Genomic DNA, 22,021 nt, shown 5'->3' with positions numbered 1-22,021 from the left:
ACCGGAATAATTGATGAAGAGAATGTATTAGGTGAAATAGCCGGGCGCACATGGCGCCCGGCAGGGGGATTACAGGCGGGCGGGCGCCGCTTTCGGCTGCGGCACATGGCACCAGTTGTTTTTATCCACGATGCCGCCGTTCGGCGAGGTGTAGCCGAGACAGCCGAGAATGGTGTCGAACAGCTCGACGTGGCGGTGCGTTCTGCCGATGCGCTGCTGCGCCTGCAGCTGCTCAAAGGCGCTGAGGTGCTGCGGATTCTCGAGGTACTTGTCCGACGCCCACACTATCATCGGCACGCGGAACTGCTCCGGCGGTGCCATTTCGCGCGGCGTGCCGTGCAGGTGTGTATTCTCGCCGATCGATTCGCCGTGATCGGCGGCGTAGAACACGATGGCCTTCTTGTCGCGCACCTGATCGATCACGTTGCTGATAAAGCTGTCGGTATACAACACGGTGTTATCGAAGGCGTTGATCAGCTGCGCCTTGGTGCAGGAGTCATCCACCCCCATACACTCCGGCTGATAGCGCGCATAGCTGCGCGGATAACGCTGCGAGTACAGGTAGTGCGAGCCTTTGGTATGCAGGATCACCAGGTGTTTGCCCTTCGGATAACGCGCCAGCGACTCCTTCATTTCATCCACCAGCAGCATATCGTCGACCGCCTTGCCGTCGTTGCGCTTCTCGGACGCGATCATCTCGCGGAACGAATAGTTGTTCACCTCGGTGTTGTTGTAAAACCACACCTCGCTCTGCATGGCGAACAGTTCGGAGGAGAAGCCCAGCTCTTTCAGTACCGCAAACACGTTCTGCTCTTTCAGCGTGCGCTGCGGGTTGTCCTCGGCACCGCCTTCACGCACGAACATGCAGCGCAGCGACAGTTTGGTGGCGGTGTCGCACGACTCGCCGCGGAACGCCACCAGATTCTTCTCTTTCGACAGCCGCGGCGTGGTATCGCGCTCGTAGCCCAGCATGCCCATGTGATCCCAGCGGGTGGTTTCGCCGATGATGAACACCACATAGGTATCGTCGATGTCGGCCGGCGGTACATAGGTGAAATGTTTGCCCGGATCGAACAGCGTGCTCTGATCCTGGCTTTCGTCATAGCGGGTATAGGCGAACAGCCCCAGCGCCGACAGCCAGTTGGACGGCAGGTACGAATGCGCCACCACGCCGCCGTAGCTCGGCAGATCGACGTTGGCGAGCTTCTCCTGCATGCTTTGTTCATCGTCCAGCATGCGCAGCGGCAGCCATACCAATGCCACCACCGCCAGCAAGACCAGCAGCGGCTTGATGCGGTGGCCGGGGGTTTTCAGCTGCTCTATCAGGGTGTGGCGCAGGCTGTTTTTCCAGATCAGCAGCAGCGGCAAGGCGCTGAGCGCCATCATCCACAGCACGAAGTGCAAGCCGACCACCTCTTTCGACAGATCGATATCGGTGGTCATCACCGACACCACGATGCCGTAGCCGATCACCACATTGAAAAACGTCATGTAGTAGCTGGCGGCAACCGAAATCAGCACCAGCAGCGAGGCGACAATGCGATAAAACAAACGGCCGCCGAGCGACACCAACCGCATGATAAAGAAAGTGAACAAAACGATAGCGATCACTTCCGTCACCGCCGAAATAAGCTTAATTCCCTGAATGCCGTGCGCGAGCGAGTCAAAACGGCGATAAAAAACGGACAGGTTTAAAAAGATGCCGATATAGATCGCTAACAATAACGATAAATTCTGCTGCGATAGCGATTTTATTTTGTTCATGTAGTGCGGTGGCTCCGGAGGGCGATAGCAGTTCTGAGTTTTTCAGACAGTCAATGCGGCTGCAGGTTCAGCCAACCGGCAATAAGCGTGATTTGGCAGGCAACAATCAAGAGAATTCTCACAAAACGGACATTTTTTGCCATTTACGTGAACTGTTTTCAGGCAGGACGGACATGAAAATGGAGGGATAAACCCTCCATTTTTTCCAAGGTGTCGGCGAAAATCTTACTTAACGTTCAGAGTGACGTCGATATTGCCGCGAGTAGCGTTGGAATACGGGCACACCACGTGCGCCTTTTTCACCAGATCTTCCGCCACGCTGCGTTCGATGCCCGGCAGCGAAATATCCAACTGCACTTCGATGCCGAAGCCGTTCGGGATTTCACCGATGCCGACGGTGCCGTCGATCTTCGCTTCGGCCGGAATTTTAACCTTTTCTTTCGCCGCGACGAACTTCAGCGCGCCGAGGAAGCAGGCGGAATAACCGGCGGCAAACAGCTGCTCGGGGTTGGTGACTTCGCCGCCGGCACCGCCCATCTCTTTCGGCACGCCCAGTTTCACGTCCAACACGCCGTCGGAGGAGGTCGCACGGCCGTCGCGGCCGCCGGTTGCGGTGGCGTGAGCGCGGTAAACCACTTTCTCAATAGACATCGTTCATTCCTTCTTGCTGGTTGGCGAGATGACTACGGCTTCCACGAGGGAAAACCGGTCACATATTTATCTTTTGCGATTAAATCGCGCACTACTTATTTTTGACACTTATTAACCAGTGTAGACCACCCGCGCCGTTCTTGCGTTCGGCGGCGACGGGTCAAATCTGATCGATCAGGCTGCCGCGCAGCTTTTCCAGCTGCTGTTTAAGCGAAACGATCTCGTCCAGGCTGCAGTCGGTGGCGCACATCACCGCCTCGGGCACCGATTGCGCCCGCTCGCGCAGCGCGCGGCCTGCTTCGGTGAGCGCGATGATCACCTGCCGTTCGTCGGTGGTGGCGCGATAGCGCACCAGCAAACCGGCGGTTTCCAGCCGCTTCAGCAGCGGCGTCAGCGTGGCGGAATCGAGGAACAGCCGCTCGCCGATATCCGATACCGTCACCCGATCGCGTTCCCACAGCACCATCATCACCAGGTATTGCGGGTAGGTGAGTTCGAGCTGATTCAACAGCTTGCGGTAAACTTTGTGCAGCGCCAGGTTGGCGGAATACAGCGCGAAACAGAGCTGCTGATCGAGCTGCAGCAGGTTCTTCGCCTTGAATTGTTCGGTATCGGTGCTTTTCATGTGTGTGAATATAGATAGCGCACGATGTAATCGCAAGCTATTTTTTGTGAGGTATGCTACATTTTTTCATGCAGAGGAAGCCCGGAGGGAAAGGAAATGACGAACACGCTTGCAGAACGCGCGCGCCGCTACGCCACCAAAGCGCATGCGGCCATCGATCAGCGCCGCAAATATACTGGCGCACCTTATATCGTCCACCCGCAGGCGGTCATGGAACTGGTGCGTAGCGTGCCGCATACCGAAGAGATGCTGGCGGCCGCCTGGCTGCATGACACGGTGGAAGACACGCCCACCACCCTCGGCGATATCGAAAGCCACTTTGGGCCGCAGGTAGCGGAGCTGGTGCGGATGTTGACCAACGTCAGCCACGCCGAGGACGGCAACCGCTTCGAGCGCAAAAACCGCGATCGGCGCCACAGCGCAAGCGCATCGCCACAGGCCAAAACCATCAAGCTGGCGGATCTGATCGACAACACCCGCTCGCTGCTGGACTACGACAGCCACTTCGCCCAGACCTACCTGATCGAGAAGCAGCGCCTGCTGGAGGTACTGACCGAAGGCGACCCGACGCTGTGGCGCCAAGCCAGCCATATCGTCGAACAGGGGCTGCTCAGACTGCAGCAGCCGCCGCACAACGTGCCGGCCAGCTGGTTCGAGCATGCCCGCCGGCGCTACCGCGAGAGCGACGCGGCCTGATCAGAAGGTCACTACCGTTTTCAACGCCGTCACCCAAGCGTCCTGCGTCTCGCTGACGCCCGCCGGGTGATGCCAATACTGCAGGCCCGGCTGCAGCTGCAGCCACGGCGTGACGTTCACCCGATAATAGAGCTCCGCCGTCACCGAATGGCCCGGTACCGGCCGGTAGTTCGGATCGTGATAATCACTGACGCCGTTGAGTTGGTTGAGATAGCGCTGATTGTCTTTATAGCGATCGCTCAGCTTCACTACCGAGACACCCAGCCCCAGCCAGTCGTCCGGCCGCGCATCGAACAGCCCGCGGTAACGGATGCCGGTCGAGGTGGACCAGTGCAGGTAGTTGCTGCGCTGATCCCCCAGCCCCAGGCTGTAAAACACGCTCAGACCGCGGTTGGCGTCATCCGCATGGCGCGTCACCTGCTGGTTGAAACCGGTGTACAGGAACCAGGTGCGATCGTGGCTGCGATAGCCCTGCGGATCGCTGGCGCCCGGCCCGCCGGATACCCCTTCATAGAGATCGCTCTGGCGCGCGTTGGTGAACAGCACGCCCAGGTTATACACCCCCGGCAGCTGGTTGACGGCGTGGGTTTTCAGCTCCAGCTCCATCGGCAACAGAAAGCCTTTGCTGCCCTTGGTGGACCAACTCCAGGCGTGGCTGCGGCTGGGGGCGCTCGGGTTCTGTTCCATCACGCCGCCCTTGAGCGTCAGGCCGTCAGTCAGTTTGTACTGCAGCGTGGTGCCCCAGTAATGCACGTTCCAGTTGTACCAGGTCAACGAGTTGGCGGACTTGCCGCCGCACAGCGTCAGCGTTTGGAAATCGCAGGGGATGATCTGATCGAAATCCTGCACCTTGTTCATCATGCCAATGCGCCACTGCAGCCGGCTGTCGAGGAAGGAACGGCTGAAGGTCAACCAGCCCAGGCGGGTAATCGACTGCCCGCCAAAGCTCTCCTGCGACAGATCGGTCAGGCCGACGCGCGGATCCTGCAGCCGATCGCGGGTCAGGCTGTTGTCATGGTTGCGGTTGACGATATTGCCTTCGATCGCCGCGTCCGGAATGCCGGTCAGCGCCTGCAGATCCTGGCTGAAGGTCAGCGAAAATTGGTCGATGTACGACGCCTGCTTATCGTGGTTGTAACCGCCGCCGGCGTTATACGACAGCTGGCTGAGGTAACCGAGATTATAGTGGAAACCGTGATCCTCCAGGATCGGCCTGATCCCCAGCATATCCCCCAATAGCCCAGGCTGCGGCGGTTCAAAACCGAGCGCCACCCCTTCCCATTTGGCGGTGGGGGCTTCGACGTCCTTGCCGGTCTGCAGCGTTTCCGCCTGCGCCTGGCTGCACCACAGCGCCAGCGCCGCCAGAGTCATAGAACGAGGTAATAAGCTTTTCATCATTATTATATTTCTCCGCATAACGGCTGACTGCGGGCAACAGCATTCCCTGGGAGAGAATTTCCCATCATGAACAGCAGCGAATAAAGGTTAATGCCCGGCGTTTGCCGCCGGGCTGAAGGGCTAGCGTCGGTCTTTCAGGCTGGCGCCGTTGCTGTGGATCACATCGCGATACCAGTAGAAACTCTTCTTGCGGCGACGCTCGAGGCTACCGTTGCCGGCATCGTCTCTGTCGACGTGAATGAAGCCGTAACGCTTCGACATTTCGGCCTTCGAGGCGCTGACCAGATCGATCGGCCCCCAGCTGGTATAGCCCATCACCTCGACGCCGTCATCGATCGCCTCGGCCACCTGCACCAGATGATCATTCAGGTAGTTGATGCGGTAATCGTCGTTGATGCTGCCGTCGGCCTCGACGCGGTCTTTGGCGCCCAGCCCGTTCTCAACGATAAACAACGGCTTCTGATAGCGGTCGTACAACACGTTGAGCAGGTAGCGCAGCCCGATCGGATCGATTTGCCACCCCCACTCCGAGCTGGCCAGGTGCGGGTTCGGCACCATGTCGAGAATGTTGCCGCGCGCCGTTTCGTACTGCTCCGGATCGGCGGTTACGCAGCCGCTCATGTAGTAGCTGAACGAGATGAAATCGATGGTTTCACGCAGCGTTTGCCGGTCTTCGTTGGTGATCTCCACCTGGATGCCGTTTTCGCGGAAGAATCGCTGCATATAGGCCGGGTAATAGCCGCGCGCCTGCACGTCTCCGAAGAACAGCCAGTCGCGGTTTTGGCGCTGGGTTTCCAGCAGATCTTCCGGCCTGCAGCTCAGCGGATACAGGATGCCGCCCAACAGCATGTTGCCGATTTTGCCCTCCGGCACGATCTCGTGACAGGCCTTCACCGCTTTGGCGCTGGCCACCAGCTGATGGTGGATCGCCTGATAGATGGCGCTCCGGTCGCTCTCCGGCGGCAAGCCGACGCCGGTGAAGGGCGCGTGCAGCGACATGTTGATCTCATTGAAGGTCAGCCAGTGTTTGACCTTGTGCTTATAGCGTTCGAATACGGTGCGCGCATAGCGCTCGAAGAAAGCGATGGTCCGGCGATCGCCCCAACCGCCGTAATTCTTCACCAGGCCGTAAGGCATCTCATAGTGCGACAGCGTGATCAGCGGCTGGATGCCATACTTCGCCATCTCGTCGAACAGCCGATCGTAAAACGCCAGCCCGGCCTCGTTAGGGGTCTCTTCATCGCCCTGCGGGAAAATGCGCGTCCAGGCGATCGAGGTGCGCAGGCACTTGAAACCCATTTCGGCGAACAGCGCGATGTCTTCCGGATAGCGATGATAGAAATCGATCGCCACGTCCTTGATGCCGCTGTCGCCCGGCATGCGCGGCGTGATGGCGCCGAAAATGCCCTGCGGCTGCAGATCGGAGGTCGACAGCCCCTTGCCGTCGGCCTGATATGCGCCTTCTACCTGGTTCGCCGCTACCGCGCCGCCCCACAGAAAATGTTGCGGAAACTTGCCGTTCATCGCTTGCTCCTCAATTAACGTAATAAAGTCAGCAGCGGCGCCTGTTCCTGCACCGGAGACAGGCCGCTGGTCAACACGTCCACGTAGTCATCGCTATTGCTGATGATGATCGGCGTGGTGGTGTCATAGCCGGCGGCATGGATCGCCGCCTGGTCGAACTCGATCAGCAGATCGCCCGGGGCGATCCGTTCGCCTTCCCGCACGTGGGCAGTGAAATGCGCCCCGTCGAGCTTCACGGTATCGATGCCGACGTGGATGAGAATCTCCGCGCCGTCGTCCGATTCGATACCGATGGCGTGTTTGGTTTTGAACAGCGACGCCACGCTGCCGCTCACCGGTGCCACTACGCGCCCCTGCTGCGGCGCAATCGCCACGCCTTTCCCCAGCAAACCGCTGGCGAAGGTGGCGTCGTTCACCTGCTCCAGCGGCACGATATCGCCGGCGATCGGGCTGAGGATCGCCTGTTTGCGGTTGAGCGGTGAAGCGGCTTCAGGCTGCGCGACGGCCTCTTCCGCCGGCGCGACGCCGAACAGATAGCTGGCCAGCGCGGCGAACACGAACGACAGCAGGGTGCCGCCGATCGCGCCCCACACCGTGGCGTCGATGCCGCCGCCGGGGATGATCTGCGCGAAGGTGAACACGCTCACCAGGCCAAACGAGTAAACCGAAGTATGGAAGTAGCCGATCACCGCGCCGCCCAGCGCGCCGCCGATGCAACCGAAGATGAACGGGCGCTTGTTCGGCAAGGTGACGCCGTACACCGCTGGCTCGGTGATGCCGAAAATGCCGGCGCCGATCGCCGACGCGGACAGCGCCCGCAGCTTGGCGTCACGGGTGCGCAGCATCACGCCCAGCGTGGCGCCGACCTGCCCCATCACCGCCGGCAGCAGCAGCGGCACCATGGTGTCACGCCCCAGCACGCTCAGGTTGTTGATCATCAACGGCACCAGCCCCCAATGCAGGCCGAAGATCACGCACACCTGCCACATCGCGCCCATAAAGGCGCCGGCAATGATCGGGTTGAAGGCGTAAATGCTCTGATAACCGTTGGCCAGCAGATGGCTGAGCCAGGTCGCCGCCGGGCCGATCAACAGGAAGGTCAGCGGCACGGTGATCGCCAGACACAGCAGCGGCGTGATGAAATTGCGCAGCGCGCTGTGGATCACCCGGTTGAACAGCGGCTCCAGGCGGCAGGACACCCAGGCCGCAAAGATGATCGGAATCACCGACGAGCTGTAGTTGATGAAGGTCAACGGAATGCCGAAGAAGTATTCGCGCACCGCGCCCGGCTGCTGCGCCGCCTCGAAGGCCGCCATCATCAGCGGGTGCGTCAGCGCGCCGCCGATCGCCATGGTGACGAACGGGTTGCCGCCGAATTTTTTCCCGGCGGTATAGCCGAGCATGATCGGGAAGAAGTAGAACAGCGCGTCGCTGGCGGCGAACAGCATTTTGAAGGTGCCGCCGCTTTCCAGCAGCCAACCGCAGGCCAGGCTCAGCGCCAGGAACCCTTTCAGGATCCCCGAAGCGGCCATCACCCCGAGCAACGGGGTGAAAATGCCGGAGACCAGATCGATAAAGCGGCTGAGCAGGTTATCCTTCTTGCCGTCCGCCTCGTCGCCATTCGGCGCGCCTTCAGCCAGCCCACCAACCCGGTTGACCGCATCGAACACCTCCGCGACGTGGTTACCCACCACCACCTGGAACTGGCCGCCGCTCTCCACCACCATGATAACGCCGGGGTTTTTCTTCAGCGCCTCGGCATTGGCATGGCTGTCGTCACGCAGCTTGAAACGCAGGCGAGTGGCGCAGTGCACCAGACTTTTCACATTGTCGCGGCCACCGACGCCGGCCAAAATCTCACTGGCTAATGTGTCATATTTCATACGGTTATCCTTAGACTTCACGTTCTGCCGAGCCCGCCCTGCGCTGGCCTGGCGCAGGGCCGAAATGCGGCGCAAAAAAAAACCTAAACCTCGCGGCCTTGCCCCATCGAGGGACAAAAACGCGAGGTTTAGGTTTTGCCTGCCGCAGCAGTAACAACCCTAAATCGGTTGAGTTATGACGTTACCACCGCGGATTTTGCCGGGGCAAGGCTTTGCGGCGGCAAATTCTCGAACTGTGATCGCGGGGGCAAAACGGCCTCAATGCGCGAAATAATGCATGCCGCCATCTACCGGGATCACTGCGCCGGTGATATATCGCGCGAGCGGGGAACAAAGAAACGCCGCCAGATAGGCCATATCTTCCGGCTCGCCGAAGTAGCCTATCGGGATATGTTGCGCAATGAACGCCTGGCGCGCTTCATCGGATGCGTATAAGCGCTCGCGGATCTGTTCGCTGTTGATGCGCCCCGGCTGTAACGTATTGACGGTAATCCCCTGCGCAGCCACGTCGCCGGCCAGCCCCTTGGCCCACAGATGCAGCGCGCCCTTGGCGGCGCTGGCGGCGCTCAGGCTGCGCGGTTCCATCGAGCCGCTGATGTTGATCACCCGCCCCCAGCCCTGCGCCTGCATGGCTGGCAACAGCGCCTGAGTCAACCGCCGGGCCGGCGTGAAGTTCAAAGCGAAAGCCTCTTCCCAACCGCGATCGCTTTCGTCCAGCGCCGTGGGGTGAAATGCGCCGACCGCGTTGATCAGAATATCGACGGTCCCCAGCTGACGCAGCGCCTGCGCCGCCAGTTGGGTTAACGCTTCGGGGTCGGTAACGTCTGCAACGGCGACCCACGGGCGCACAGCGCCTTGCCGTTCCACCTCATCCGCCAAGGCCTGCAGCCGATCGCCGCGTCGTGCGGTGGCCACTACCGTGACCCCTTGAGCGGCCAGCACCCTGACCATGCCGGCACCGATCCCTTCGCTGGCTCCCGTGACCAATGCCGTGCGTTGTTGCAATTGCAAATTCATAAGAAACCCTAATTGAATAATTCAATTTAAAAGGATGTGTTCGCACATTGAATCACGCCGTTATTCGTGTGAATATTCCTGAAAACCGCATCGTTAATGTGCAGGAATTCACCGATGTTTGACTGGCAGGATTTAAAACACTTCGTGGCATTGGCGCGCACCGGTTCGCTGTCGGCGGCGGCGCGGGAATTGGGCTGCGATCACGCCACCGTCGGGCGGCGCGTAGCGGCGCTGGAACAAGCGCTCGGCCTGCGTTTGATCGTACGTCACCCGCGCAGCACCCCGCTGACCCAGGACGGGCTGGCCATCGCCGGACTGGCGGCCGGGATCGACGCGCAGAGCCAGGCCATTATCCGCCATGCGCGCAGCGCCGGCGCAACGCCACAGGCCAGCGTGCGCATCAGCGCGCCGCCGTCGATCGCCGCGCATATTCTCGCTCCGCGCATTGCCGAATTTAATCAGGCTTTCCCACAAATCGTCGTGACGCTGGCGGGTGAATCCGCGCTCGCAGAGTTGGATCGCGGCGAAGCGGACATCGCCGTGCGCATGGTGCGCCCACAGCAGCCGGAGCTGCTGGCACAGCGCATCGGCATGATGCGTTACGCGCTGTACGCCGCGCCGGAGCATGCCGCACTGCCCGACGCGGCGCGCCGCTTTCTCGCCTATGACCCTCACTACCGACAGCAGCCGCATCAGCAATGGTTGCAGCAGCTGTTACAGGGGCGGCCGGTGATCTTTCAGGCCAGCGATCTGTTTTCACTGCAACAAGCGGCACGCTCAGGGTTGGGCGCCGCCGTTTTGCCGACGTTTGTCGCCGATAACGATCCGGATCTGGTGCCGTTGCCCACGGCGAGCGCCGCACCAACGCGCGAGCTTTGGCTGGTGACGTATCCCGATTTGGCGCGTACTGCCGCCGTGCGCGCAGTGATGACTTTCCTGGTCGAGACGCTCGGTAAAACGTGCCCATTGCCGGCATAAACCATCAGCAAAACTAATATAAATACTGGACAAAAGTCACGCAGGGGATTATTACTGGTCAACGCTTAATCGAGAGTAGGGATGACCATCATCATGGTGTTGCGTACTGATGTAGGACGGATTTTGATTACCGGCGCCGGCGGCCGGGTCGCCACGGCGTTTCGTCAGGCCATGGGCGATCGCTACGCGCTGCGCCTGGCGGAACGCGACATCAGCCTGCTGAGCGATCGGCTGCCAGGCGATGAGATCATCAGCTTCAACATTGCCGATCTCGACGCCTGCCGCGCAGCCTGCGCCAACATCGACACCGTATTGCACCTGGCCGCCGATCCGGCTCTCGACGCCGATTTTTGCAGTTCGTTGATGGACAACAACATTCTCGGCACCTTCAATATCTTCCGCGCGGCGAAAGATGCCGGCTGCCGCCGGGTAGTGTTCGCCAGCAGCGCACAGGCGGTGGAAGGTTATCCGCTCGATTACCAAATCCGCCCGGATGACGCGCCGAAACCGAAAAACCTGTACGGCGCCAGCAAGGCGTTCGGCGAAGGTATCGCCGCCTATTTCGCCCACCAGGAGGGGCTTTCCGCCCTGTCGGTGCGCATCGCCAACTTCACGGCCCTGAGCCCGGGCGATCGCCTCAGCGCCCGCGACATGAGCGCGTTTCTCAGCCATCGCGATGCCGCCGATCTGCTGGAGCGCTGCATTCGTGTCGCAGAAGTGCAATATGCGGTGGTGCACGGGGTTTCCAATAACCGCTACAAACGTTTATCGCTGGAAGAGACCAGCCGTTTGCTCGGTTACTACCCGCAGGACGATGCGTTCAGCCTGCTCGGTTTCGAGTAGCAGGCGGCAAGGGGGGAGAGAACAACGCCGGGCAGAACCCGGCGCCTGGCGGGAAATTACGGTTTTTCGGCGATTTTGCGCAGATATTCGTTATTTTTAAACGCAATGATGATCATCTCGAACGCCACGCGCACGAACACGCCGCCGACGATGATGCCGAACAGGCCGCGGAAGAACTCGCCGTAAAACATCATGCCAATACCGCTGATCAACACGCCCAACAGCGCCAGCCAGTAAACGGCGGTGATGATTTTTGGCGTCAGCATCGCATCGAAGAAGAAGATATTTCTCATGTGGATCTTTCCTTAGGCAGGTCTTTCATTATCCCAGAGGTGCCGTGCTAGCGGCCACCATGCATATACATGGGTAATGATAGCGGCTAAGACTAGATGCCGAACAGATAAATGGGGGCGGGAGTGGATAAGCGTTTATGTTTTATGCGGCTAACGGCGTGCGACGGGTAAAACCCGCCGCACGCCGTCGTTTTTAGCCGTTGGCGTAGGCCACCTTTTCGGCTCGGCGGCTGGTAAACAGCACCAACAGCAGCGCCAGCCCGGCGATAATCGCCCCCATCACCGGCACGAAGCTGTATCCCAGCCCGGCGGAGACCACCGCGCCGCCGGCGGCGGCACCGAGCGCATTGCCCAGGTTGAAAGCGCCGATATTGACCGAAGACGACAGGCCCGGTGCTTCGCTGGCGACGCGCATCACACGCATCTGCAGCGGCGGCACCACGGCGAAGGTCGCCGCCCCCCAAATCACCATGCTGACCGCCGCGCCGATTTCACTGCGCGCCAGCAACGGGATCAGCAGCATGATGGCCGCCAGCAACAGCAGGAAGCCTTTCAGCGTCGCGCTTTCGGAGCGGTCAGCAAATTTGCCGCCGAGGTAATTGCCGATGGAGAAACCAACGCCGATCAATACCAGCATCACCGTCACGAACAACGGCGTCGCCTCAGTGATGTGCTGCAATACCGGCGAGATATAGGTATAGAGCGTGAACATCGCGCCCGCGCCCAGCACGGTGGTCAGCAGCGCGGTCAATACCTGCGGCCGCACCAGCACCGACAGCTCGCGTTTTACATCGGGCCGCGCCCCGGCGCTGCCTTGCGGCAACGAGAACCACAGCCCCAGCATGGCGACCACGCCTAACCCTGCGGTAGCCAGGAACGACATGCGCCAGCCGATGGTTTCACCCAGCCAGGTCGCGGCCGGCACCCCGCCGATATTGGCGATGGTCAGGCCCATAAACATGGTTGCCACGGCGCTGGCCTGTTTCTCCTTCGGCACCACGCTGGCGGCCACCACCGACCCAAGGCCAAAGAAAGCGCCATGGTTCAGGCTGGTGATGATGCGCGACAGCATCAGGGTGGTGTAATCCGGCGCGAGGGCCGACAGCACGTTACCGAGGGTAAAGATCGCCATCAGGAAGATCAGCGCGCTTCTGCGCGCCCGGTGCGACAGCAGCAGCGTCATCAAGGGTGCGCCGACCATCACGCCAACGGCGTAGGCGCTGATCAACATGCCGGCCATCGGAATGGAAACATCCACCCCTTTGGCGATGGTTGGCAGCAACCCCATGGGGGAAAACTCGGTGGTGCCGATACCGAACGCCCCCACCGCCAGGGCTAACAAGGGATAATTCACTTTCATGCAACAACTCCGGTTTACCGCTGCCGAAGCGCGGGAACAGTTAAGATGCCGAAAGTATGACATTGGTCACAGCAAAGATAAGCCGGCGGAAGGCTAAAAGACTTTTGCGATTTTGTTAAAAGTGCGGCGGGAAGGGAAGGCTATCGGCATCCGTCACCCGGACGGGGATAAGGCATGGCGGCCCGAGTATCGGGCCGGAAGACGTCTGTCATGAGCGTGGAATCAACGCCACCTCAGGCCCTCCCGCGGCGCACCTTGCCCGCGCGCATTTCGATATTCCGCGCCAGCTCAGGCAGCCCGCCGGCCAGGAAGCAGGCTTCCGCCAGCACGAACAGCGGGCCGATGATAAGGCCCGCCACGTCGTCCATAAACGCCGGTTTTCGCCCCTCCCAGAAATGCCCGACGAACTGAAACAGCCAGCCGATCACGAAACCGCCGAGGCTGACGCTCAGCCACGCAGCCGTCGACAGCGACGCCACCCAGGCGCCGAACCCGAGGCACAGCACCAGCAACGCCAACATCATGGCGCCAAGGCGCAGATTCAGCCGCAGGTAATAGAGCGCCGAGACGATAACCAGCGCGCAGGCCGGCGAGAACGGCAGCCATCCCGCCCCCCATGCCGGCCGAGAGAGCAGCGCCAACAGGCTGACGACGATCAGCGGGATGCCGATAAAATGTGTGGCGATATTGCGCGCATCGCGATGATAGGCGGCATAAGCGGCAAGTTGATCTTCCAGACTTCGCATGTTGACCTCCGGTATGTGTGGCCTTCGTCGCCGAACGCGCGCCGCCGCATGCGGCTGCCCTTCTCCATAGCTTAGCGCGGGATCACCAATACCGGTTGACCAATCTCATCCAGCAGGCCGCGCGTGACCGAGGCGTTCAGCCAGCGCTCCAACGAAGACAGGTGGCGGTGCGAGATGATCAACAGATCGCAGTTGAACAGCGCCATCTGCTCCGGGATCACCTCGATGGGTGCCCCGGCGGCCAGCAGGCCCTGGGCGTTGAAGCCCATCTGTTTCAACGCCCGCGTCACCTGCCCGACCTGCTTTTCCGCCAGCGCCTCTTCGCGCTGGGCGGCGGGATATTCTTCGCGCTCGTCGCTGTCGAAACGCAGGCCGCTGCGGCTAAGCGTGAAGGCATTGTCCACCACCGTCAGCACGATCACGCCGCCGATGCTGCCTTGCAGACGCGCCATAAACTCCAGGGCGTTGCCGCTGTGTTCAAAGCAGTCCACCGCCAATAACACTCTCTCAATCATAACCATCCTCATTCGACCGAGTTAAATCGCGCCCTTGAAATTGGCTTCGCCCTTTTTCCAATAACCTTTGGCAAACAAGGCGGTGCGGGAGATGCCCATTTCGTTGATAAAACGCGCCTTCAGATACGCGGCGACCTGATGTTCGCAGGCCAGCCACACCTGCCCTTCCCCGGCCGGCAGTTCGCAGTGGCTGACGGCCTGCACCAGCGGGCTGTTCATCACGCTGTCGAAATGCCGGGTGCGGATTTGCCAGCTGTTCACCTGCAAAAAGGAGCAATCGACGTCCTGGATCTCCTGCGCATCGCCCACTTCGGCGAACCACAGCACCGGCAACGGATCGGAGAGCGAGGCGAGGATGGTGCGCATAGCGGGCAACGCGGTCTCATCGCCCAGCAACAAAAGCCAGCGGGTTTGCGGCTGCAGCCGAAAGCCGCCGGAGCAAGGGCCGGCGAACCCCAGCTTGTCGCCCGGCATCGCGTCACGCGCCCAGTTCGACGCCGGGCCTTCGCCGTGCAGCACCATATCGATATCGAAGGTGCGGGCGAGTTTATCGATGCCGCTCAGGGTGTAAGCCCGCCCGGCCAGCGTGTCGCGCCACGGAAAGAACACCTTGACCCAGCTGGCCGGCTCCTGAGCGCGCGGATCGGCGATAAACTTGTCCACATCGTCGCCGCTCAACGTGATGCGCCTGATCCGCGCGCTAACTTGCCGCACCGCGCTCACTCGCGCCTCCCGTTTGCGGCGGGTATCTCTTTCCAGCATCTCGTCGACCATCTTATTCAGCGTGTTGTGCATCAGCCTTCTCCTGTGGCGCCGCAGACGGATAGGTGTGTTCCCAGCCGCCGCCCAGCGCTCGATAGATATTCACCACGGCGATCGCCGTCTCCTCCTCTGAAACAATTTGCGCGGACTGCAGATCCAGCAGCGCGCGCTGCGTGCTCAGAACGTGGATAAAATCGCTGGCGCCGTTCAGATAGCTGTCGCGCGCCAGCGCAAACGCGTGTCGGTTGGCGGCCAGCGCTTCGGCCAGGTGCGTCTGGCGGCGCTGCTGGGCGCGATAGCCGGAAAGCGCGTCGTCGATCTCGTGCCAGGCGCGCAGCACCGTTTGCTGGTAGGCGATGGCCATTTCCTGCTGGCGATATTCACTCAGGCGTACCCGCTGGGTGATTTTTCCCCCGTCGAACAACGGCAGATACAAAACGGGGCCGATGGCGAAGGTATGCGTGGACCAGCTGCCCATATCCGACAAGGCCAATGCCTGGTAGCCCGCGTTGCCGGTCAGCGTGATGCGCGGGTAGTAGTCGGCGGTGGCGACGCCGATCTCGGCGGTGGCCTGATGCAAACGCTCCGCCGCTTCGCGAATATCCGGCCTGCGCAACGCCAGATCCGACGGCACCCCCATCGGCACCGCGCGCGCCAGCGTCGGCAGCGGCCCCGGCGGCGACAGCATCGCCTTCAGCGCGCCCGGCCGCTCACCCAGCAACAGGCCGATGGCGTTAATCAGCCTTTCTTGCCGGTCGGCCAACGTCGGCAGCAGGGCATCCACCTGCGCCAACTGCACCTGCGCCTGATCGATATCCAGTTCGTTGCCCGCGCCGCTTTGATAACGGCTTTGCGTCAGCTGCAGCGTGCGCAGCGCCGTGGCACGGTTTTCCTGCGCCACCGCCAGCTGCTGCTGCGTGGCGCGCAGGCGCAGATAGTCGCTCGCCACCTCCGCCACCACCGACGTCAGCAGCGCGCGCCGATTCTCCTGCGAAGCGGCGAAGCCGGCGCGCGCGCTTTCCGAGGCGCGGCGCAGCTTGCCCCACATGTCCAGCTCCCAGGCGGCACTGAAGCCGCCGCGCCAGAGGTTGTAATCCGCCTCTCCGCCGTTGCCGGACGGATCCATGCTGCCCACCGAGGTGGCGCGCTGGCGCTGATAGGCGCCGTCCAGGCTCAGATCCGGCATCAGCGCCGCCTCCGTCACCCCCAGCACGGCGCGGCTCTGCTGCAGGCGCGCCGTGGCGAGCTGCAGATCCAGGTTACCGGCCGCCACGCGCTGCACCAGCTGCGACAGCGGCACATCGTTGAATATCGACCACCAGGCCACCGGCAATGCCCCGCCGCCGGCCTGCTGACCCCAGCTCTCGGGCAATGTGTTCTGTGGCTGAGCATAATCCGGCCCCACCGCCCGGCAGCCGCTCAGCGCAATCAGCAAGAGCGGTATCACGGCTCTGTTCATTACAGCCCCCCGTCCAGCGTATTGATGCTGACGTCCGCAGACATGCCGACGCGCAGCGCGCTCAGCAAAGCGGCGTGCTCCTTGTTGATATCAAACACAATCTTCACCGGGATGCGCTGGACGATCTTGGTGAAGTTACCGGTGGCGTTTTCCGGCGCCACGGCCGAGAAACTGACGCCGGAAGCCGGCGCGATGCTGTCCACCTGCCCTTTCAGCGTTTGGCCGGGAAAGGTATCGATATGGATGTCTACCGACTGCCCGTGCGCAATGTTTTCCAGCTGGGTTTCCTGGTAGTTGGCGATGATGTACAGCTTGTCCTGCGGCACGATGGCCAGCAGCGCATCGCCCGGTTTGACGAACTCCCCGACCCGCAGGCTTTTCTTGCCGACCACGCCGCCGATCGGCGCGGTGATGCGGGTATAAGACAGGTTCAGTTCGGCCATCGCTTTCTTCGCCTGCGCCAACATCAGTTCGGCATCGCTGTCCGCCAGCTTGGCCTGCAGCACCTGCTCCATATTTTTCGCCGCTTTGAGCGTCGCCTCCGCCTGCGCCACGTTGGCGGAAAGCGTGTGCACGCGCGTCGTCGCCTGCTGCGCCGCCTGCTGCGAGCCCGCACCGCTGCTGGCCATTCGCTGGTAGCGGTTCTGCTCCTGGCGCGCAAACGCCAGCTCCGCCTGCGCCGCCTGCCGCTCCGCCTGCGCGGCGGCGATCAGCGCGCTCTGCCGGGTGAGGTTAGCCCTGGCGTCGTCCTGCCGGGCACGGGCCGATTGTTCCTGCGCCGTCGCCTGCGCCAGGGCAACGTTGAACTCACGCGGGTCGATCACCGCCAGCAACTCCCCCTGCTTGACCCACTGGTTGTCCTTGACCAACACCTGTGCAATTTCACCGGCGATCTGCGGAGAAATACGCGAAATATCGGCGCGAATATAGGCATCGTTGGTGTGTTGCTGTGTATCTTTAATAAAGAATTTATTGATTAATAATCCCAGCGTAATGGCGGTGACCGCCAATACGGCAATGGCGACTTTCTTATTAGCCATAAAAGTGACTCCATATAATAGGTATTTCTGATGATGAAATGTCAGGCGGCGACCGATCGCGGCGGATAAATACGGGTCGGCATAAATAAAATCAGCGCGGTCAGTAATAACGCCAGGCCGGCAACCAACAGATAAAGATCGGCGCTGGCCAGCACGTGGCTCTGCCGGGCGGTGAGCTGCGCCAGCTGTTCCGCACCGCCCGATGCGCTGCTGTAGGCCGAGCCGAAACCGTCGGCGATCGTGCCGGCGTGATAATCCCCGCGCTGGCGGCTGAGCAGCGCGATGGCGCCGCCGGCTGCGGTGGCCGCGAAGCCTTTCACAGCGTTGAACCAGGCCGCCGCAAACGGCCCGTCGGTCGGCAACAGCCCGCCGGTCGCCTGCATCAGCAACGGGATGATCGCCATCGGTTGAGCGACCGCCTGCAACAGCGCGATGACGCGAAACGTGTCGCCGTTCCATTCCGGCGTCAGCTGAGCCGCCAGCACGCAGGCGGTGGCCATCAACAGCAGGCTGATCGCCAGCACCCAGCGGCAATCCACCCGCGGCGTATTGCAAATTATGGCGACGATCGGCAGCGTAATTAATTGCGGCAATGCGACCCACAGCATTAAGTCGGAGGTTTGTTCCTGACGATAACCCTGAATCGCGGCTAAATATCCCGACGTGATATTAACCAGCGACACCATAATTAACAGCACGCCACCCAGCGTAATTAAGGAGAAAGACAAGTTCCTTTTGCTTAATAGCTGTAAATTAAAAAAGGGCAGCGGGTGGTACCATTCGTTAATCAGAAATAACGCCAATAATCCGCCGCCGCCCAATAATAAAACGTAGATCAGCGGCGAATTCAGCCAGTCGAGCCGCTCCCCCTGTGAAATACCCACCGTCAGCATGCCGAGCGCCATGCCGCCGAGCAGCAGGCCGCGCCAGTTGAACTGCCGCAGGCGCTCCAGCCGCAGCGGATCCTGTGGCAGACCGTAGCCGATGCACAAGGCGGCGATCGCCATCAGCGGCAGGTTCCAGTAGAAATACCCGCTCCAGCCCCAGTGAAAGGCGAAGGCGGCGGCGGTAGCGCCCAGCGTGGCGCTCCAGGCCGAGACCCAGCCGTAGGCGCCCAGCCCCAGCACCTTGATCAGCGGCGGCATAAAACGCAGCACCACTGTCATCAGCATCGGCGGCAACGCGCCGCCGGCGAAGCCCTGCAGGCTGCGCACCGCCAACAGCGCACCATACTGTTCTCCCAACCAGGGCGTCAGCAGCCCGCCGGCCAGATAAATGCCGCACATCGTCAACGCCACCCGGCGCAGCGAAAAAGTCGGCCAAAAACAGGGCGTGAACCCGGAACCGATCACAAAACCGGTGACGTAACAGGTAGTCAGCCAGCTGCCGGCATCGAAGCTCAGCAGCATGCCGCCCTGTATGTCCGCCAGCGCGAACTTGCTGGCGTTTTCCCCCACGCCGCTGGCCATCACCGCCAAAAACACGCCGAACAGCCCCAGCCAGGTGCGGCCGTTGATTTCACCGGCGCTGGCGAGCCATCGATTTTTGTGGTGCGGCGTAACAGACACCTCAACCATTCCCCACTCCTGCTGTTTCAGCCTCAATCTTTGTTGTCGTGGGCAGTATCCGGACTTATTTCGATTGTTTAAAATGAAATCATGTAATTAACTAGTTGCACAAAACGCAATCCACTACGCACACCACGACCGGAGAGGCCATGCCGCAAAAAATTGATTTCAATCTGATCTATGCGCTGAATCTGCTGCTGGAAGAAGGGAGCGTGAGCGGCGCCGCCGAAAAGATGAACCTGAGCGCACCGGCGATGAGCCGCATTCTGGGGCGCATCCGCCGGCAGTTCGACGACCCGATCATGGTCAGGGCCGGCAAGCATCTGGTGCCGACGCCGCGCGCGCTGGAATTGAAACGCCAGCTCGGCGAGATCATCGAGCAGGCCGCCGCGCTGATCGCACCGAATGATGCGTTCGAACCCGGCAAGCTGACCAGAACCTTCACCATTCGCGCCAACGACATCTTTATCGGCGCGCTGGCGGGCGGATTGCTGGAGACGCTGCGGGAATCGGCGCCGCTGAGCGGACTGAAATTCATCGCCGAAAGCGACGGCGAGGATGACGCGCTGCGCAGCGGCAAAGTGGATCTGGTGATCGGTTCCTCACGCGATTGGCACCCGGAAATCAAGACGCAGAGCCTGTTCACCAGCACCTTTCAGGCGCTGGTGCGGCCGGGGCACCCAATCATTGGTCGGGTAACGCCCGAAACCCTGACCCATTACCCGCATATCAGCGTCTCCCGCCGCGGGCGCACGCAGGGGCCGATCGACGATGCGCTGCGCGATCTCGGCCTGCAGCGCAACGTCGCTCTGACCCTGCCGGGCTTCCATTCGGCGATGATGCTGACCATGAAATCGGACTTTATCCTACCGCTGCCGCGCCACGTGCTGCAGGGGGTGAGCAACATCCACCTGCCATTGGCGGAGATCGAGCTGCCGCTCGAGCTGGAGTCGGTGTTTATCGTGCAGGCCTGGCATCCGCGCCTCGATCGCGATCCGGCGCACCGCTGGCTGCGGCAGACCATCAAGCAGTTCTTTTTGCAGAGGGAGTAAGGGGGTTATTGGCGATAAGGTGGCGGAAGATCACAGGAGTCGAACCTGCCCAGGACCGCTGGCGGCCCCAACCGGATTTGAAGTCCGGCCGCCCCACCGGGGACGAGGATCTTCCTTGGAGAAGAGAGAAGCAAGGCGCTGATTATAGCGCAGTTCGTTCGCTGCGCTAAGCGGGAAATGGCGGCCGCCGGCGATTCGGCGGCCGGGGGGAGCTACTTCAGGAAATCCTTCACGTCCAGCAGGATGAACTCGTTGTCATCCGCCATATTGGGCTGGCGGCTGGAGGAGAACGGGAAGTTGTTGTCGTTGCCGACGATGATGTGGTTGGCGTCCACCACGTCCACGTTCTCGATGGTGAAGAACGGGAAGGTCAGCACGCCGCCGTTCAGCGGCTTGCGCGCCAGCTTGTTCGGATCCTGAATGTTCATCAGGTCGATATAGCCCAGTTTTTCGACCGGTTTGCCGACGTTAGCGTCCGAGAAGGCGATTTTATATACCCGCTTGAACTTGGCTACCTGGCTGAAGCAGTTGTCGGTTGGCGCACCGGCGGCGCAGGCTTTGTCAGGCGTGCCTTCGCCGTTATCGCGCTCGATCACCAGCCCGTGGGTGGCGTCGATCATGTTGAAGTCGCCGATGGCGTTCTGGTTGTCTTCCAGCACGTACTGCCAGCTGCGGCCGGTCCAGGCCTGCCGTTTGACGTCAAACTCCAGCACCCGCAGGTAGCGTTTGCCGCCGACGTTCTCGAACTGCTCGCCGTCCCACAGCGCCCCTTCCAGCAGCGGGTACAGCTTGCTGCCGTCCGGCGAGGCGGCCATGCCTTCAAAGCCCTTGGAGCGCGCCACCTGGAAGTTTTGCTTGCCGTCCGGCGCGCCCGGCAGGGTCAGCGTCGGGTTGTCCGGCGATTTCACCACCTTGCCGTCCACCTGGGTGTCGAACACCGCCAGCACTTTGCCGTTCAGGTCGGCCTTGATCAGGTAAGGCCCGAATTCTTCGCCGATCCACAAGGCATCGTCGGCAAACTGGAAGCTTTCCGGGTCGAAATCGCTGCCGGTCAGATAGCGCTGTTCGGTGCTCTCGTTGATGATGTGGAACGGCACCTTTTTATCCGGATCGTGCAGGAACACCGTCTTCAGCGGCGCGACCGTGCCGTCTTTGAAATCGATCTTGTAGTGGTTGAGGTACAGCATGGCGTCCGGCGAGTTGGCCTTGCTGCCGAAACCGTTGTCGGTCAGCACCCAGTAGGTGCCGTCGGGCATGTGTTTGATGCCGGAGTGGCCCTGCAGCGGTTGGCCGTTGATCGGCAGGCCGATGCCGGTCAGGCGGTCGGCCGATTTGCCCGCCACGCTGCCCAGCTCGGTGACGCGTTTGCCGCTGGTATATTTGCCGCTCTGTTGCAGATCGCTCGGTGCATCTTTCGGCGTGGAAACGGCGGATTTTACCGGCAGCAGCGCATGCCCGGCCAGCGTCGCCTGCACCGGCTGCGCCTCGGCCCACAGGTTGGCGCTCAGCGCCATGCAGCCGACCAGCAGCGCCAGCCGGGTTTTGGTGTTGTGCATGTCATTGTCCCTTTTCGTTGTTATCGCCCAGAAGTAAAAGCAACGTCACTATAGGGAGCGGCAATGACAGAAATATTATTCGGCGAACGCCCGCCGGTAGCTGTGCGGGTGGAAGCGCCAGGTGATGGCGATCAGCACCACCACCAGCAGCGCATGGATCTGCCAGTCCAGCACGAAGCTGCCGCTGTAATCGCGCAGCAGGCCGGAGAGGTAGGGCGTCACGCCCGCCAGCAGAAAACCGACGCCCTGCATAAAGGCCACCAGCCGCCCGGCCGCCGCCGGCTGGTGCAG

The 22,021-nt window shown here is 61.3% G+C and carries 20 protein-coding genes, 1 tRNA gene and 1 pseudogene; 4 read left to right on the top strand and 18 right to left on the bottom strand.

What is annotated here, in order from left to right; genetic code table 11:
- Nucleotides 1-69: 69 nt before the first annotated feature.
- The 3 genes from eptB to AC6BYQ_RS14145 all read right to left on the bottom strand — a co-directional run bounded on the left by eptB (nucleotide 70) and on the right by AC6BYQ_RS14145 (nucleotide 3,040).
- Complete coding sequence (eptB, locus tag AC6BYQ_RS14155; RefSeq protein ID WP_498057068.1) at nucleotides 70-1,764, bottom strand: kdo(2)-lipid A phosphoethanolamine 7''-transferase; 1,695 nt, start codon at nucleotides 1,762-1,764, stop codon at nucleotides 70-72.
- Nucleotides 1,765-1,989: 225 nt separating this feature from the next.
- Complete coding sequence (locus tag AC6BYQ_RS14150) at nucleotides 1,990-2,415, bottom strand: organic hydroperoxide resistance protein (RefSeq protein WP_004934114.1); 426 nt, start codon at nucleotides 2,413-2,415, stop codon at nucleotides 1,990-1,992.
- Between the two features lie 160 nt (nucleotides 2,416-2,575).
- On the bottom strand, nucleotides 2,576-3,040 hold the full coding sequence (locus AC6BYQ_RS14145; RefSeq protein ID WP_019452590.1) for a MarR family winged helix-turn-helix transcriptional regulator: 465 nt from the start codon (nucleotides 3,038-3,040) through the stop codon (nucleotides 2,576-2,578).
- Nucleotides 3,041-3,136: 96 nt separating this feature from the next.
- Here AC6BYQ_RS14145 and AC6BYQ_RS14140 point away from each other — a divergent pair, with 96 nt between their 5' ends.
- Nucleotides 3,137-3,736 (top strand): HD domain-containing protein, encoded by a 600-nt coding sequence (locus AC6BYQ_RS14140; RefSeq protein ID WP_498057067.1) that lies wholly within the window; start codon nucleotides 3,137-3,139, stop codon nucleotides 3,734-3,736.
- Here AC6BYQ_RS14140 and AC6BYQ_RS14135 read toward each other — a convergent pair whose 3' ends face one another.
- From AC6BYQ_RS14135 to AC6BYQ_RS14120, 4 genes are all read right to left on the bottom strand, one after another.
- Complete coding sequence (locus tag AC6BYQ_RS14135; protein WP_415640706.1) at nucleotides 3,737-5,107, bottom strand: carbohydrate porin; 1,371 nt, start codon at nucleotides 5,105-5,107, stop codon at nucleotides 3,737-3,739.
- Between the two features lie 147 nt (nucleotides 5,108-5,254).
- Nucleotides 5,255-6,658 (bottom strand): glycoside hydrolase family 1 protein, encoded by a 1,404-nt coding sequence (locus tag AC6BYQ_RS14130; protein ID WP_197668142.1) that lies wholly within the window; start codon nucleotides 6,656-6,658, stop codon nucleotides 5,255-5,257.
- A gap of 14 nt (nucleotides 6,659-6,672) precedes the next feature.
- Nucleotides 6,673-8,541 carry a PTS beta-glucoside transporter subunit IIABC gene (bglF, locus tag AC6BYQ_RS14125; protein WP_154747388.1) on the bottom strand — a complete coding sequence of 623 codons (1,869 nt, stop codon included), beginning with the start codon at nucleotides 8,539-8,541 and terminating at the stop codon, nucleotides 6,673-6,675.
- Between the two features lie 258 nt (nucleotides 8,542-8,799).
- On the bottom strand, nucleotides 8,800-9,558 hold the full coding sequence (locus tag AC6BYQ_RS14120) for an SDR family NAD(P)-dependent oxidoreductase (protein ID WP_063918227.1): 759 nt from the start codon (nucleotides 9,556-9,558) through the stop codon (nucleotides 8,800-8,802).
- A gap of 114 nt (nucleotides 9,559-9,672) precedes the next feature.
- Between AC6BYQ_RS14120 and AC6BYQ_RS14115 the strand changes: the two genes are divergently transcribed.
- Together AC6BYQ_RS14115 and AC6BYQ_RS14110 are read left to right on the top strand one after the other, a co-directional pair.
- A complete protein-coding gene (locus AC6BYQ_RS14115; RefSeq protein WP_498057066.1) occupies nucleotides 9,673-10,536 on the top strand; it encodes a LysR family transcriptional regulator in 864 nt (287 codons plus the stop codon).
- A 93-nt stretch (nucleotides 10,537-10,629) separates the two neighbouring features.
- On the top strand, nucleotides 10,630-11,379 hold the full coding sequence (locus tag AC6BYQ_RS14110) for an NAD-dependent epimerase/dehydratase family protein (protein ID WP_498057099.1): 750 nt from the start codon (nucleotides 10,630-10,632) through the stop codon (nucleotides 11,377-11,379).
- Nucleotides 11,380-11,435: 56 nt separating this feature from the next.
- On the opposite strand, the gene AC6BYQ_RS14105 is transcribed toward AC6BYQ_RS14110, so the two are convergent.
- From AC6BYQ_RS14105 to AC6BYQ_RS14070, 8 genes are all read right to left on the bottom strand, one after another.
- On the bottom strand, nucleotides 11,436-11,672 hold the full coding sequence (locus AC6BYQ_RS14105) for a DUF4282 domain-containing protein (RefSeq protein ID WP_019452598.1): 237 nt from the start codon (nucleotides 11,670-11,672) through the stop codon (nucleotides 11,436-11,438).
- Between the two features lie 193 nt (nucleotides 11,673-11,865).
- Nucleotides 11,866-13,032, bottom strand: a complete 1,167-nt coding sequence (locus AC6BYQ_RS14100; protein WP_063918228.1) for an MFS transporter — start codon at nucleotides 13,030-13,032, stop codon at nucleotides 11,866-11,868.
- Nucleotides 13,033-13,265: 233 nt separating this feature from the next.
- On the bottom strand, nucleotides 13,266-13,778 hold the full coding sequence (locus AC6BYQ_RS14095) for an Mpo1 family 2-hydroxy fatty acid dioxygenase (RefSeq protein ID WP_498057065.1): 513 nt from the start codon (nucleotides 13,776-13,778) through the stop codon (nucleotides 13,266-13,268).
- A 71-nt stretch (nucleotides 13,779-13,849) separates the two neighbouring features.
- Nucleotides 13,850-14,293 carry a universal stress protein gene (locus AC6BYQ_RS14090; RefSeq protein WP_019452601.1) on the bottom strand — a complete coding sequence of 148 codons (444 nt, stop codon included), beginning with the start codon at nucleotides 14,291-14,293 and terminating at the stop codon, nucleotides 13,850-13,852.
- A gap of 21 nt (nucleotides 14,294-14,314) precedes the next feature.
- Nucleotides 14,315-15,088 carry a siderophore-interacting protein gene (locus AC6BYQ_RS14085; RefSeq protein WP_498057064.1) on the bottom strand — a complete coding sequence of 258 codons (774 nt, stop codon included), beginning with the start codon at nucleotides 15,086-15,088 and terminating at the stop codon, nucleotides 14,315-14,317.
- Nucleotides 15,069-16,514: an efflux transporter outer membrane subunit gene (locus AC6BYQ_RS14080; protein ID WP_498057063.1), complete on the bottom strand. Its 1,446-nt coding sequence runs from the start codon at nucleotides 16,512-16,514 to the stop codon at nucleotides 15,069-15,071. The genes AC6BYQ_RS14085 and AC6BYQ_RS14080 overlap by 20 nt, the downstream gene beginning before the upstream one ends.
- Nucleotides 16,514-17,554: an HlyD family secretion protein gene (locus tag AC6BYQ_RS14075; protein WP_197833970.1), complete on the bottom strand. Its 1,041-nt coding sequence runs from the start codon at nucleotides 17,552-17,554 to the stop codon at nucleotides 16,514-16,516. The genes AC6BYQ_RS14080 and AC6BYQ_RS14075 overlap by 1 nt, the downstream gene beginning before the upstream one ends.
- Nucleotides 17,555-17,595: 41 nt before the next feature.
- Entirely contained in the window at nucleotides 17,596-19,131 is a 1,536-nt protein-coding gene (locus AC6BYQ_RS14070) for an MFS transporter (RefSeq protein ID WP_498057062.1), read from the bottom strand.
- Nucleotides 19,132-19,271: 140 nt separating this feature from the next.
- On the opposite strand from AC6BYQ_RS14070, the gene AC6BYQ_RS14065 reads away from it, so the two are divergent.
- A complete protein-coding gene (locus tag AC6BYQ_RS14065; protein WP_019452606.1) occupies nucleotides 19,272-20,174 on the top strand; it encodes a LysR family transcriptional regulator in 903 nt (300 codons plus the stop codon).
- Nucleotides 20,175-20,194: 20 nt separating this feature from the next.
- Here the strand turns inward: AC6BYQ_RS14065 and AC6BYQ_RS14060 are convergent.
- The 3 genes and pseudogenes from AC6BYQ_RS14060 to AC6BYQ_RS14050 all read right to left on the bottom strand — a co-directional run.
- A tRNA-Sec gene (locus AC6BYQ_RS14060) sits at nucleotides 20,195-20,289 on the bottom strand.
- Nucleotides 20,290-20,386: 97 nt separating this feature from the next.
- Complete coding sequence (locus AC6BYQ_RS14055) at nucleotides 20,387-21,730, bottom strand: esterase-like activity of phytase family protein (RefSeq protein ID WP_498057061.1); 1,344 nt, start codon at nucleotides 21,728-21,730, stop codon at nucleotides 20,387-20,389.
- Nucleotides 21,731-21,805: 75 nt separating this feature from the next.
- Nucleotides 21,806-22,021, bottom strand: a pseudogene (locus AC6BYQ_RS14050) (cyanate transporter); the annotation flags it as partial.

This window comes from Serratia sp. LTN-2 (assembly GCF_059740205.1).
This window is presented reverse-complemented; position numbering and strand designations above follow the sequence as displayed.